The 13,886-nt window shown below is 68.9% G+C and carries 13 protein-coding genes; all 13 read left to right on the top strand.

The window, feature by feature from the left end; all coding sequences use genetic code 11:
* On the top strand, window positions 1-228 hold the full coding sequence (locus tag BSY19_RS15675; protein ID WP_069054956.1) for a hypothetical protein: 228 nt from the start codon (window positions 1-3) through the stop codon (window positions 226-228).
* 106 nt (window positions 229-334) lie between these two features.
* On the top strand, window positions 335-1,960 hold the full coding sequence (locus tag BSY19_RS15670; protein ID WP_069054955.1) for an ABC transporter substrate-binding protein: 1,626 nt from the start codon (window positions 335-337) through the stop codon (window positions 1,958-1,960).
* Window positions 1,961-2,028: 68 nt separating this feature from the next.
* A complete protein-coding gene (locus tag BSY19_RS15665; RefSeq protein ID WP_069054954.1) occupies window positions 2,029-3,657 on the top strand; it encodes an ABC transporter substrate-binding protein in 1,629 nt (542 codons plus the stop codon).
* 57 nt (window positions 3,658-3,714) lie between these two features.
* On the top strand, window positions 3,715-4,668 hold the full coding sequence (locus tag BSY19_RS15660) for an ABC transporter permease (RefSeq protein WP_069054953.1): 954 nt from the start codon (window positions 3,715-3,717) through the stop codon (window positions 4,666-4,668).
* Between the two features lie 11 nt (window positions 4,669-4,679).
* Window positions 4,680-5,579: an ABC transporter permease gene (locus BSY19_RS15655; protein WP_083247642.1), complete on the top strand. Its 900-nt coding sequence runs from the start codon at window positions 4,680-4,682 to the stop codon at window positions 5,577-5,579.
* A gap of 46 nt (window positions 5,580-5,625) precedes the next feature.
* The gene (locus BSY19_RS15650) at window positions 5,626-6,690 is read left to right on the top strand and encodes an ABC transporter ATP-binding protein (RefSeq protein ID WP_069054952.1); all 1,065 of its coding nucleotides are present in this window, start codon (window positions 5,626-5,628) and stop codon (window positions 6,688-6,690) included.
* Window positions 6,687-7,754: an ABC transporter ATP-binding protein gene (locus BSY19_RS15645; RefSeq protein ID WP_171905155.1), complete on the top strand. Its 1,068-nt coding sequence runs from the start codon at window positions 6,687-6,689 to the stop codon at window positions 7,752-7,754. The genes BSY19_RS15650 and BSY19_RS15645 overlap by 4 nt, the downstream gene beginning before the upstream one ends.
* A gap of 11 nt (window positions 7,755-7,765) precedes the next feature.
* Window positions 7,766-8,851 (top strand): AbrB family transcriptional regulator, encoded by a 1,086-nt coding sequence (locus tag BSY19_RS15640; RefSeq protein WP_069054951.1) that lies wholly within the window; start codon window positions 7,766-7,768, stop codon window positions 8,849-8,851.
* An 11-nt stretch (window positions 8,852-8,862) separates the two neighbouring features.
* Window positions 8,863-10,302: an amidase gene (locus tag BSY19_RS15635; RefSeq protein WP_171905154.1), complete on the top strand. Its 1,440-nt coding sequence runs from the start codon at window positions 8,863-8,865 to the stop codon at window positions 10,300-10,302.
* A 17-nt stretch (window positions 10,303-10,319) separates the two neighbouring features.
* Window positions 10,320-10,529: a hypothetical protein gene (locus BSY19_RS28155; RefSeq protein ID WP_069054950.1), complete on the top strand. Its 210-nt coding sequence runs from the start codon at window positions 10,320-10,322 to the stop codon at window positions 10,527-10,529.
* Complete coding sequence (locus BSY19_RS15625; protein WP_210184378.1) at window positions 10,526-11,854, top strand: amidase; 1,329 nt, start codon at window positions 10,526-10,528, stop codon at window positions 11,852-11,854. The genes BSY19_RS28155 and BSY19_RS15625 overlap by 4 nt, the downstream gene beginning before the upstream one ends.
* 14 nt (window positions 11,855-11,868) lie before the next feature.
* The gene (locus BSY19_RS15620) at window positions 11,869-13,179 is read left to right on the top strand and encodes an amidase (protein WP_069054949.1); all 1,311 of its coding nucleotides are present in this window, start codon (window positions 11,869-11,871) and stop codon (window positions 13,177-13,179) included.
* 28 nt (window positions 13,180-13,207) lie between these two features.
* Window positions 13,208-13,882 carry an isochorismatase family protein gene (locus BSY19_RS15615; RefSeq protein ID WP_069054948.1) on the top strand — a complete coding sequence of 225 codons (675 nt, stop codon included), beginning with the start codon at window positions 13,208-13,210 and terminating at the stop codon, window positions 13,880-13,882.
* Window positions 13,883-13,886 lie beyond the last annotated feature (4 nt).

Raw genomic sequence — 13,886 nt, 5'->3', positions numbered from 1 at the left:
ATGACCGCGACCAAGACCGTGCCGCCCGCCCCCGCCAGCCGCGACGACATCGCGGTGATGGCGCGCCAGGCCGGGCTTGAGCTGCCGCCCGACCTCTTCGAGGAGCTGGTGGTCGCCTACGGCAATGTCGAGCCGATGCTGATGCGGCTGCGTCGTGGCCGCGACCGGGCCGACGAGCCCGCCCATGTCTTCGACCCGCGGAAATTCATGCCGTCCGACGGCGCGTGATCCACGCAGCGATCGCGCGACACCAGCGAGAGCGGCCATCAAGGCCGCCGGTCACCGGGAGCGAACACCGAGGATGCACTGACCGAACACGGGAAGGGTTTCGTTCATGACCAGACGTTCGTTCCTGCGGCTCTCGTCGGCGGCCTCGCTGGCGGCACTCGGCCTGCTGACCGCCCTGCCCGAACCCGCCCGCGCGCAAAGCAGGCCGGGGGTGCTGCGTGTCGCGATGACCGCCGGCGACATTCCCCTGACCACCGGCCAGCCGAGCCAGGGCGGCGAAGGCATCCGCTTCATGGGCATCACGCTCTATGACGGGCTGACGCGCTGGGACCTCTCCAAATCCGACAAGGCCGCGCAGATCGTTCCCGGCCTCGCGGAGAGCTGGGTGGTCAACCCGGCCGATCAGAAGATCTGGACCTTCACCCTGCGCAAGGGCGTCAAGTTCCATGACGGCTCGGAGTTCAACGCCGACGCGGTGGTGTGGAACTTCGACAAGCTGATGAACAAGGAGTCGCCGCAGTTCGACCAGAGCCAGGCGAACCAGGCTGCCTCCTATTTCGCCCCGATCGCGAGCTGGCGGAAGATCGACGACTGGACGGTCGAGATCACCACCAAGCGGGTCGACGCCGTCCTGCCCTACAATCTCGCCAGCCTGTTCATGTCCAGCCCCAAGCGCTGGGAGGAGCTCGGCAAGGACTGGAGCAAATTCGCCGAGAAGCCGTCGGGGACCGGCCCCTGGATGCTGGAATCCTTCAAGCCGCGCGAGCGCGCCGAGCTCGTCCGCTATGCCGACCACTGGGACAAGACCCGCATCACCAAGTCGGCGCGGCTGATCCTGCTGCCGATGCCCGATGCCAACACCCGCGTTGCCGCCCTGCTCTCGGGCCAGGTCGACTGGATCGAGGCGCCGCCGCCGGACTCGGTGTCGCGGCTCAAGCAGCAGAAGATGCAGATCGTCACCAATCTGTATCCCCACATCTGGCCCTACCAGCTCTCCTTCCTGGACGACTCGCCGTTCAAGGACATCCGCATCCGCAAGGCGGCCAATCTCGCGATCGACCGCGAGGGCATCGTCAAGATGCTGGGCGGGCTGGCCGTGCCGGCCAAGGGCATGGTGGACGACAAGCACCCCTGGTTCGGCAAGCCGAACTTCCAGATCAGATACGACCCCGCTCAGGCCAAGGCGCTGCTGAAGGAGGCCGGCTACGGCCCCGACAAGCCCGTCAAGGTCAAGATGATCATCTCGCCTTCGGGCTCGGGGCAGATGCAGCCGCTCCCGATGAACGAGTTCATCAAGGAGAACTTCAAGGATGTCGGCATCGACATGGAGTTCGAGGTGATGGACTGGGAGGCGCTGCGCACCCGCCGCCGCCTCGGCGCCGACGCCCCCGAGAACAAGGGCCGGCACGGCATCAACAACTCCTGGGCCTATTGGGACCCCGATATCGGCCTGATCGCGGCGGCCGGTTCCTTCGCCCGCGTCCCCGTCGGGTTCAACTGGGGCGACTACAAGGACGCCAAGGCCGACGAACTGGCGCTCAAGGCCAAGGCGACCTTCGACGCGGCCGAGCAGAACAAGATCCTCGGCGAGCTGCACACCCGCCTCGTCGACGAGGCGATGTGGATCTGGGTCGTCCACGACCTCAACCCGCGCGCCATGCGGCCCAACGTCAAGGGCTTCGTCCAGGCCCAGAGCTGGTTCCAGGACCTGACGCCGGTCTCGGTCGAGTAAGCGCAGAGGCCTTCCCCCTTTTGGCGCGCGGCAAGCGCCCCTCCCCAGTCTTTCGGAAGGATCCCGCCATGATCTCCCTCAAGCGCCGCACGCTGGCGCGATCGGTTCTCGCCGCCTCCTGCCTCGTCCTGATGACCGGCGTGTCCCCGTCGGTCTGGGCGCAGGGCAAGCCGGGCACGCTGCGTGTCGCGATGACCGCCGCCGACATCCCCCTCACCACCGGTCAGCCCAGCCAGGGCGGCGAGGGCATCCGCTTCATGGGCATCACCGCCTATGACGGGCTGACGCGCTGGGATCTGTCGCGCTCCGACAAGCCGCCGGTCATCATCCCGGCGCTGGCGGAGAGCTGGAGCGTCGGCGAGGCGGACAAGAAGGTCTGGACCTTCAAGCTGCGCCAGGGCGCCAAATTCCACGACGGCTCGGAGTTCACGGCCGATGCCGTGGTGTTCAACTTCAACAAGCTGCTGCGCAAGGACACGCCGGAGTTCGATCCCGCCCAGGCCGCGCAGGGCTCGCTCTGGTCCGGCACGCTGGCGAGCTGGCGCAAGATCGACACCTACACCGTCGAGATCACCACCAAGACGGTCGACGCGGTCCTGCCCTATGCGCTCGCCAATCTCTTCATGTCGAGCCCGGCGCGCTGGGAGGAGGTCGGCAAGGACTGGGGCAAGTTCGCCGAGAAGCCCTCGGGCACCGGCCCCTGGATGATCGAGTCGTTCAAGCCGCGCGAGCGGGCCGAACTGGTGCGCAACACCAACCATTGGGACAAGGCCCGCATTCCCAAGTCGGAGCGGCTGATCCTGCTGCCGATGCCCGACGCCAACACGCGCTCGGCGGCGCTGCTCTCGGGCCAGGTCGATTTCGTCGAGGCGCCGCCGCCCGACGTGATCCCGCGGCTGCGCCAGCAGAAGATGCAGATCATCACCAATGTCTATCCGCACAACTGGCCCTACCAGCTCTCCCATCTCGAGGATTCGCCGTTCAAGGACATCCGCGTCCGCAAGGCGGCCAATCTCGCGATCGACCGGGACGGGCTGGTCAAGCTGCTCGGCGGCATGGCGATCGCCGCCAAGGGCCATATCGACCCGGGTCACCCCTGGTACGGCAAGCCGGCCGAGCCGCTGCGCTACGACCCCGAAGCCGCGAAGAAGCTGCTGAAGGAAGCCGGCTACGGGCCCGACAAGCCGGTCAAGGTCAAGGTGATCATCTCGCCCTCGGGCTCCGGCCAGATGCAGCCGCTGCCAATGAACGAGTTCATCAAGGAGAACTTCAGAGATGTCGGCATCGACATGGAGTTCGAGGTGCTCGACTGGGAGGCGCTGCGGACGCGCCGCCGTCTCGGAGCCTTCGCGCCCGAGAACAAGGGCCGGCACGGCGTCAACAACTCCTTCGCCTATTGGGATCCGGATATCGGGCTGATCGGCACGGCCGCGTCCTTCATGCCGGTGCCCTTCGGCTTCAACTGGGGCGGCTACAAGAACGAGAAGGCCGACATCCTCGCCCGCAAGGCCAAGGAGACCTTCGACACCAAGGAGCAGGACAAGCTCCTGGCCGAGCTGCACGAGGTCATCCTCGCCGACCACATGTGGATCTGGGCGGTGCACGACCTCAACCCGCGCGCGCTGCGGCCCAACGTCAAGGGCTTCGTCCAGGCCCAGAGCTGGTTCCAGGACCTGACGCCCGTCACCGTCGAATAGCCGACCCCGTGCGGCGGCCCGGCTGCCGCCGCCCCACAGGTCCAGAGGAGTTCGGCGATGTTCATCTATGTGCTGCGGCGCATTCTCTACACGGTCCCGATCGCGATCGGCGTCTCGCTGGTGTGCTTCGCGCTGATCCATCTGGCGCCGGGCGACCCGCTGAGCGCGATCATCCCGGAAGGCGCCTCGCCGGAGATGATCGCGCAGATCCGCACCGCCTATGGCTTCGACCGGCCGCTGCCGGTGCAGTATCTGAAATGGCTCGGCCATGTCGTGACCGGGGATTTCGGCACCTCGATCATGACGCGGCGGCCGGTGCTCTCCGAGGTGCTGCCGGCGATCGCCAACACGCTGACGCTGGCGGCCGCGGCGGTGACCTTCGGCTTCCTGCTCGGCTGCGCCTTCGGAGTCGTCTCCGGCTATGTCGCGGGCACGCCGACCGACCGCGCCGTCACCGCCGTCTCGATCACCGGCGTGTCGATCCCGCATTACTGGCTCGGCATGGTCCTGATCGTGGTCTTCGCGGTCAACCTCAACCTGCTGCCCGCCACCGGCATGGGCGAAGGCGGGTCGGGCTCCTTCGGCTTCGGCTGGGACAGCCTGCAATACCTGATCCTGCCTGCCCTGACGCTCTCGGTCATTCCCGCCGGCATCATCGCCCGCTCGGTGCGCGGCACCGTCGCCGAGGTGCGCAAGCAGGACTACATGCAGACGCTCTACGCCAAGGGCCTGCCCGGGCGGCGCGTCTTCGTCCATGTCGTCAAGAACGCGCTGCCGGCCGTGCTGGCGGTGATGGGGCTGCAGCTCGCGCAGCTGCTCGGCGGCTCCATCCTGGTCGAGACGGTGTTCTCCTGGCCGGGCACCGGCTTCCTCCTGAACAACGCCATCTTCACCCGCGACCTGCCGATGCTGCAGGGCACGATCCTCGTGCTGGCGATGTTCTTCGTCCTGATCAACCTGCTCGTCGACATCCTGCAGACCGCGGTCGACCCGCGCATCAAGCGCGCCTGAGGGGACAAGCCATGTCGCAGCCCGCCATCGCCGTCGCCGGCACCGCCCCGCTCAAGGGCAAGCGCCCGGCCACCCGCAGTTTCTGGCGCAACGTGCTGCGCCGCCTGCTGCAGGACCGCTTCACGATGATCTGCTTTGGCGTGCTGATGCTGATCATCCTGGCGGCGATCTTCGCGCCGCTGATCGCCCCGCACGACCCCTACCGCACCAGCATGGCGCGGCGGCTGATCGCGCCCGGCGATGCGCGCCACTGGCTCGGCACCGACGAGCTCGGGCGCGACCTGCTCTCGCGGCTGATCTATGGCGGCCGGCTCTCGCTCTTCACCGGCTTCACGCCCGTCCTGCTGGCGACGCTGATCGGCGGGGCGCTGGGGGTGATCGCCGGCTATGTCGGCGGCGCCGTCAACATGCTGATCATGCGGGTGATCGATGTCTTCTACGCCTTCCCGTCCGTGCTGCTGGCGGTCGCGATCTCCGGCGTGCTGGGCGCGGGCATCGGCAACACGATCCTGTCGCTGACGCTGGTCTTCATCCCGCCCATCGCCCGCGTCGCCGAAAGTGTCGCAACGCAGATGCGGGCTCAGGACTTCGTCGAGGCCGCGCGCGCGACCGGCGCCGCGAACTGGCGCATCGTCACCGCCCATGTCGTGCCCAACGTCACCGGGCCGATCCTGAGCTACGCCTCCAGCCTGATCAGCGTCTCGATCGTGCTCGCCTCGGGGCTGTCCTTCCTCGGCCTCGGCATCACGCCGCCCGAGCCGGAATGGGGGCTGATGCTGAACACGCTGCGCCAGGCGATCTACGTCGCTCCGCTCAACGCGATCATCCCCGGCGCGATGATCTTCATCACCTCGATGTGTTTCAACCTGATGAGCGATGGCCTGCGCAGCGCCATGGACGTCAAGCAGTGAGGTCCCCGCGATGAGCGCCGTTCCCACCTCCCCGCGTGGGGCCGCCATGACCGCGGTTCCCAGCGATCCGGACCCGCGCGACCGCGGCGGGCCCGCCCAGCCGCTCCTCATCGTCGAGGGGCTGAAGAAGCACTTTCCCATCCGCGGCGGGCTGCTCGGCCGGGCCCAGGCCTGGGTGCAGGCGGTCGACGGCGTCGATCTCGTCGTCGACAAGGGCGAGACGCTCGGCATCGTCGGCGAGTCCGGCTGCGGCAAGTCGACGACGGCGCGGCTGCTGATGCATCTGATGGTGCCCGATGCCGGCGAGATCATCTTCGACGGCGAGGCGGTCGGGGCGCTGCGCGGACTCTCGGTGCGCGACCTGCGCCGGCAGATGCAGATGGTTTTCCAGGACTCCTATTCGTCGCTGAACCCGCGCATGACGATCGAGGATTCGATCGCCTTCGGCCTGATCGCGCAGGGCACCGCGGTCAAGGACGCCAAGACCCGCGCCGCCAGCATGCTGCGCATGGTCGGGCTGACGCCGGACATGTTCGCCCAGCGCTATCCGCACGAGCTCTCCGGCGGCCAGCGGCAGCGCGTCAACATCGCCCGCGCGCTGACCATGGGGCCGCGGCTGCTGATCCTCGACGAGGCCGTCTCGGCGCTCGACAAGTCGGTCGAGGCGCAGGTGCTCAACCTGTTGCAGGAGCTGAAGCGCAATCTCGAGCTGACCTACATCTTCATCTCGCACGACCTCAACGTGATCCAGTACATGAGCGACCGCGTGCTGGTGATGTATCTCGGCAAGGCGGTCGAGGTCGGCCCGGTCGACGAGATCTATCGCGCGCCCAAACATCCCTACACCCGCGCCCTGCTCTCCTCGCGCCCGTCGATGGATCCGCGCCGGCGGATGAGCAAGCCGCCCTTGTCGGGCGACCCGCCCAACCCGATCAACCCGCCCAGCGGCTGCCGCTTCCGGACCCGCTGCCCGATCGCCGAGCCGGTCTGTTCGGAGACGGTACCGCTTCTGGGCAGCCTCAAGGGCGGCGAGACGCATCCGGTCGCCTGTCACGCGCACCGCCCGGGCTCCGGCCATAGCGCGGCGCCAAGCGAGGGAGCGGTGCATTGACCCCAACCTCCCCCCTTGCCACGGCCGCGCCGACTGCGGTCCCCACCCGTACCCCTCTGGTCGAGGTCGAAGATCTCACCGTCCGGTTCACCGGACGCGATCTCGACATCGCCGTCGTCAACGGCGTCTCCTTCACGCTCGATCGCGGCTCGTCGATGTGCGTGCTCGGTGAATCCGGCTCGGGCAAGAGCGTCACGCTGCGGGCGCTGATGCGGCTGTTTCCGCCGACGGCCCGGATCGGCGGGCGCATCACCGTCGACGGCACGGACGTGCTCGCGCTCGGCGAGAATCAGCTTCGCCGGATCCGCGGCGGCCTGATCTCGATGATCTTCCAGGAGCCTATGACGGCGCTCGACCCGGTCTTCACCATCGGCGAACAGATCGCCGAAACGCTGGTCTATCACGAGGGCATTTCGTTCCGGTCCGCCAACGCTCGGGCACTGGAACTGCTCGAACTCGTCCAGGTGCCCTCGGCGAAGCGCCGGCTCGCCGCCTATCCGCACGAATTGTCGGGCGGCTTGCGCCAGCGCGGCATGATCGCGCTCGCGCTCGCCTGCAAGCCCAAGCTCCTGCTCGCCGACGAGCCGACGACGGCGCTCGACGCCACCGTGCAGATCCAGATCCTGCTGCTGCTGCGCGAACTCCAGCGCGAGCTCGGCATGGCGACGATCTTCGTCACCCACGACCTCGGCGTCGCCTGCGAAGTCGCCGACAAGATTGCCGTGATGTATGCCGGCCAATTCGTCGAGACCGGCTCGGTCGAGCAGGTGATGGATGCGCCGCGCCACCCCTACACCCAGGGGCTGATGAACTCGACGATCCATGCCGACATGCGCGGCGCGACGCTCGACCCGATCCCCGGCTCGCCGCCCGATCTCACCGATCTTCCCGCCGGCTGCCCCTTCGCGCCGCGCTGCTCGGCCGCCCGCGAGCCCTGCCTTTCCCTCCAGCCTGAGCTGATCGCGCTCGAGGGCGGCCAGAGGGCGCGCTGCCTGCAATACGGCCCCGGCCCGGGCTTCGCCCAGGCGCCGCTGCTGCAGGCCCCCCTCCTGAAGGCGAGCTGAGCGGCGCGACGATGATCTCACCCGGCCATCTCGGGCGCATCGCGCTCGGCCTCGCGATCGGTGCCCTCGGCGGCGCCGTCTTCAATGCGCTCGGGACGCCCCTGCCCTGGATGATCGGGCCGATCGTGTTCAGCGGGCTGGCGACCTTCTGCGGCCTGCCGGTCGCGGGCACGCCGGTCGGTCGCATCGCCGGCATGCTGGTGCTGGGCACGGCGCTCGGTCTCTATTTCACGCCGGAGGCGGCAGGCATGGTGCTGTCGCACCTGCCGGTGATCATCGCCGCCAGCGCGATCACGCTGGTCGTCGGTGCGGCAGCCTCCTTCCTGCTCGCCCGCACGGCGCGCATCGACCACGCCACCGCCTTCTTCTGCAGCGTGCCCGGTGGGGTCGCCGAGATGAGCCTGATCGGCGAGCGTTTCGGCGGGCAACCACTGCCGATCGCGGTGACGCAGCTGCTGCGCGTCGTCAGCGTGACCATCGTGATCCCGAGCGCGCTGACGCTGCTGGGCGCCGGCGGCAGCAGCACCAATGTCCATGGCGTACTGCCGGCCTCCGCCCCCGGCCTGCTGGCGACGCTGGCCTTCTCGCTCGGCTTCTCGGCGCTGCTGGCGGCTTTGCGCTTCCGCAACGCCTGGCTGCTCGGGCCGATGGCGGTGGGCTGCCTGCTGGGCCTGTTCGAGGCAAACCTGTCCTCGATCCCGCCCTGGCTCTCGGCCGCGGGGCAGGTGCTGGTCGGAGCGCAGATCGGCTCGCAGTTCCAGCGCGCGCTGCTCGCCAGCATGCGCCGCTTCATCCCCGCTGCCCTGCTCAATCTCGCGGTGCTGATGGCCGGTTGCGCCAGCGTCGGCCTGCTGGTGGCGCATCTCACCGGAATCTCGCCGGCCAACATGATCCTGGCGACTTCGCCCGGCGGCGTCACCGAGATGTGCATCACCGCCAAGGTCCTGCACCTCGATGTGCCGATCATCGTCGCCTTCCACCTCGTCCGGATCTTCCTGGTGATCCTGTCCTCGCCTCACGTCTTCCGGCTGCTGCGGGCGGCCGGTGTCTTTCCCGCAATGCCGGCCGAGGACGCAAGGCGCGTCCCGGCCGAATGAGAGGTGCCGCCATGAACAAGCCGAGCCCCGCCGCCAGCTTCGCGACCGACAGCACCCCGCTGCACTATCTCACCGTCACCGAGGCCTCGCGCCTGATCGGCAGCGGGCAGCTTTCGCCGGTGACGCTGGTCGAGGCCTTCCTCGCCCGCATCGCCGCGCTCGACGCGACCCTGCATTGCTACATCACCGTGACGGCCGAGCGCGCACTCGCCGCCGCCCGCATCGCCGAGGCCGAGATCGCGGCCGGGCGCTGGAAGGGTGCGCTGCATGGCATCCCCTTCGCGGTGAAGGACAATTACTACGTCGCCGGCCTGCCGACGACCGGCGGCTCGCGGCTGATGCTGGACCATGTCTCGACGACGACGTCGACGGCGGTGGCCCGGCTGGAGGCGGCCGGCGCGATCCTGCTCGGCAAGCTCAACACCTGGGAATACGGCACCGGCAATGGCGGGGTCTATCACGACCTGCCCTTCCCGGTGGCACGCAATCCCTGGGATCTGGAACGCTTTACCGGCGGTTCCTCGACCGGCGCGGGAGCCTCGGTTCCAGCGGGGCTGGCGATGTTCTCGCTCGGATCCGACACCGGCGGCTCGATCCGCCTGCCGGCCGCCGCCTGCGGGCTGCAGGGCCTCAAGGCGACCTTCGGCCGGGTCAGCCGGGCGCATTGCCTGCCCAATTGCTGGACGCTCGACCATACCGGCCCGCTGACCTGGACGATCGAGGACAACGCCATCGTGATGCAGGCGATCGCGGGGTACGACGCGGAGGACCCCTCCAGCGCCGACATGCCCGTCCCCGACTACCGCAAGGCGCTGCATGCCGGCGTGAAGGGGCTGGTCATCGGCTATGTCCGCGATCTCGGACCGGGTGGCGAGGCGCTCGACGCCGCCAATGCGCAGGCGATGGACGAGGCGGCCGCACTGCTGGAGGCGCAGGGCGCGATCATCCGCGAGGTCCGGCTGCCGGCGCCGCTGGCCGAGTACCGCAGCGTGACCAAGGTCATCAACTGGGCGGAGTCATACTCGATCCACGAGAAGGACTTCCTCGAGCGCAGCGCGCTGATGGGCCAGGCCCTGCGCGAGAAGATGATGGCGGGCTTCACCGTCCGCGCCGCGGACTATCTCGCCGCGACGCGGCTGCGGCGCACGCTGACGGCGGCGACTGATGCGCTGATGGCCTCCTGCGACGCGCTTTTGATCGCGGGCGCCTTCCATGTCGCGCCGCGCTTCGACGAGCCGGAGACGATCACCCCCTTCACCACCGACACCGCGACCTCGGTGTTCAACGTCACCGGCCACCCGGCGCTGTCGCTCTGCACCGGCTACGATGCCGGCGGCGTGCCGCTCAACGCCCAGATCGTCGGCCGCTTCTTCGACGAGGCGACCGTGCTGCAGGTCGCCCAGGCCTATGAATCCGCGACGCCCTGGCGCGCGCGCCGCCCCGCGCTCTGACCCATCGAGGAACGACGATGTCCGACATCCAGACCACCAGCCTCGACGAGATCAGGCTCTATGCCGAGCGGCATGGGCTCAACGGCTTGCCAGAAGCCCAGTTCGCGCGGCTCGCCGAGCTGGCGAAGACCGTGCGCGAAGCCGGGCTCGGCGTCCGACGCATGCCCTCCGAGGAGGACGAACCCGCCCATCTCTTCACCGTGACGCCGCGGCGGGCCGCACCGTGACGGGAACCGAACCCTGCTTCCTGACGGCGGCCCAGGCCGCCGAGGCGATCAAGACGGGCCGGCTCACCAGCGAGGCGCTGATCCGCTCCTGCCTCGAGCGGATCGAGGCGCGCGACCCGGTGGTCAAGGCCTGGCTCCATGTCGATCGCGCCCACGCCATCGCCCAGGCGCGCGAGATCGACAAGCGCCCGTCCATGGGGCCGCTGCACGGCCTGCCCTTCGGCGTGAAGGACATCATGGACACGGCGGACCTGCCGACGACCTATAATTCGCCGGCGTGGCAGGGCCACCGCCCGACGCGCGACGCGGCCTGCGTCGGGATCGTGCGCCAGGCGGGCGCGGTCATCCTCGGCAAGACCGACACGGTCGAGTTCGCCTTCAATTCGCGCCGCGCCGCCAGCACCAACCCCTACAACGCGGCCCATACGCCGGGCGGCTCCTCCTCGGGCTCGGGCGCGGCGGTCGGGGATTTTCAGGTGCCCTTCGCCTTCGGCACCCAGACCGCCGGCTCGCATATCCGGCCGGCCTCCTTCAACGGCATCTACGCGCTGAAACCCAGTTGGGGCACCGTCAGCCGCGAGGGGGTGCACATGATCTCGGCCATTCTCGACACGGTCGGCTGGTATGGCCGCAGCGTCGAGGATCTGGTCCTGGCCGCGCAGGCATTCAGGCTCGAGGGAACCGGGGCCATCGCCGTTCCCGACGTGAAGGGCCTGCGCATCGGCTCTTGCGAGACCCCGTTCTGGGCCCAGGCCGAGGACGGCGCGAAACAAGCGATGGCCGCGGCGGTCGAGCGGCTGCGCAAGGCCGGCGCGGTCGTGGAGGAGATCGTCCTCCCCGCCCATTTCGGCGATCTCGCCGAGGCCCATACGATGATCATGTATGGCGAGGGGCGCGTCGCGCTGCATGACGAATATCTGCGCCATGGCGACAAGCTCCATCCGGAATTGCGGCTGACGGTCGAGAACGGGCGCGGTGTAACGCCGAAACGGCTCGTCGAGGCGTTCGATCTGTCCGACATCTGCCGCAAAGAGTTCGACGCCATCGCCGCGGGCTATGACGCCGTGCTGGCGCCGGCCTCGACCGGCGAGGCGCCGAAGGGCCTCCAGAACGTCGGCAACTGGATCTTCAACGGCCTCTGGACGCTGCTGCACACGCCCTGCGTCGCCATCCCCGCCATCCTGGGCGGGCTCGGCCTGCCGGTCGGCGTCCAGCTCGTCGGCCCGCGCCTGTCCGATGCGCGGCTGCTCGGGATCGCGCAGGCGCTCCAATCCGTCATCGACACGGGTGCCGAAGAGCGCACCCGCCTCCTCTCCGCCGCCTGAGAAAGCCCGAGCCCATGGAACCCTGTTTTCTGACCGCAGCCGAGGCCGCCGCGCAGATCCGCGACGGCAAGCTGACCAGCGAGACCCTGATCCGCTCCTGCATCGCCCGGATCGAGGCCCGCGACCCGCAGGTCAAGGCCTGGCTCCATCTCGACAAGGCCAAGGCGATCGCGGCCGCCCGCGAGGTCGACAAGCATCCGGTCAAGGGCCCGCTGCACGGGCTCCCCTTCGGCGTGAAGGACATGATCGACACCGCCGACATGCCGACGACCTACAACTCGCCGGTGTTCCAGGGCCACAGGCCGTCACGGGACGCAGCCTGCGTCGGCGTGGCGCGGCTCTCCGGTGCGGTCATCCTCGGCAAGACCGACACGGTGGAGTTCGCGGCCGGCGGCCGGCGGGCGGCGACGCGCAACCCGAAGAACCTCGCCCATACGCCCGGCGGCTCCTCCTCCGGCTCGGGCGCGGCGGTCGGCGACCGGCAGGTGCCGCTCGCCTTCGGCACCCAGACCGGCGGCTCGCATATCCGCCCCGCCTCCTTCAACGGCATCTACGGGCTGAAACCGACCTGGGGCTCGGTCAGCCGCGAGGGCGCCAAGCAGTATTCCAACATGCTCGACACGATCGGCTGGTATGGCCGCAGCGTCGCGGATCTCTCGCTCGTCGCCTCCGCCTTCCGCCTGCATGATGTCGGTGCACTCACGACGCCCGACCTCACCACACTCAAGGTGGCGGCCTGCCGCACGCCCTATTGGGGCAAGATCGAGCCCGCGGGCGAAAAGGCGTTCGACCTCGCCTGCGACCGGCTCCGGCAGGCCGGGGTGACGGTGACCGAACTGACGCTGCCCGAGCCGTTCGGCGGCCTATTCGACGCCCAGCACACGATCATGATGGGCGAGGGCCGCGCCTCCTTCCTCGATGCGGCGCTCGAATTCGGCGACCGGCTGCACCAGGATTTTCGCGACCGCGCCGAGAACAAGCTCGGCATCACGCCGGCCCAGCTGATCGCCGCCTATGACCTCGCTGCGGAATGCCGGCGCGCTTTTGAAGCGCTCTATGCTGATTTCGACGTGGTGCTGACCCCGGCCGCGCCCGGCGAGGCGCCCGAGGGCAGCTACAACACCGGCGACCATGTCTTCAACGCGATGTGGACGCTGCTGCACGTCCCCTGCCTCGGCATTCCCTGCACGACCGGGCCGATCGGCCTGCCCGTCGGCGTGCAGATCGTGGCGCCGCGCTTCGACGATGCGCGGCTGCTCGCGATGGGCGAGGTCCTGGCGCCGGTGATCGATCTCGAAACGCCGCAATACCGCCCCGAAGCCTGAGCCCCCCGACCGCGAGAGGAAAGCCGCCATGAGCGACGTGCTGGACCAGAGCCTGCGATCGATCTTCGCGGAGAATTCCGCCTTCTATGCGCAGCGCGGCTTCGAGCGCCGCGTCGGCTGGGGCCAGGCGCCGGCACTCGTCGTCATCGACATGGCCAATGGCTGGACGCGGCCGGGCAGCCCCTTCACCTGCGGCGGCATGGACAGCGTCATTCCCGCCAACCGGGCGCTGCTCGACGCCTGCCGCGCCAAAGGCCTGCCGATCATCTTCACCACCACGGCCTATGACGTGACCGCCGGCCCGCACAGTGACATGGGGCTGTGGTCGCGCAAGGTGCCGATCGAGGCGATGAAGACCGGCAGCTGGGAGGCGGAGATCGACGCCGAACTCGCCCCGCGCGAGGGCGAGTTCGTCATCCTGAAGAAGCGGGCGAGCGCCTTCCACGGCACCAACCTGTCGAGCCTGCTCAAGGGCATGGGCGTCGACACGGTGATCCTGACCGGCGTCACGGCCTCGGCCTGCGTCCGGCACTCGACCGAGGACGCGATCGCCGAGGGCTTCCGCCCGATCGTGGTGCGCGAGGCGGTGGGCGACCGGATCGCCGGCGCCGTCGCCTGGAATCTGTTCGACATCGACGCGAAGTTCGGCGATGTCGAGCCGCTCGATGCCGTGCTCGCCCATCTGGCGCGCAACGATGTCTGACGGC

This window comes from Bosea sp. RAC05 (assembly GCF_001713455.1).
Taxonomy (GTDB): Bacteria; Pseudomonadota; Alphaproteobacteria; order Rhizobiales; family Beijerinckiaceae; genus Allobosea.
The sequence above is the reverse complement of the archived record's forward strand: the minus strand, read 5'-3'. Positions and strand labels throughout refer to the sequence as shown.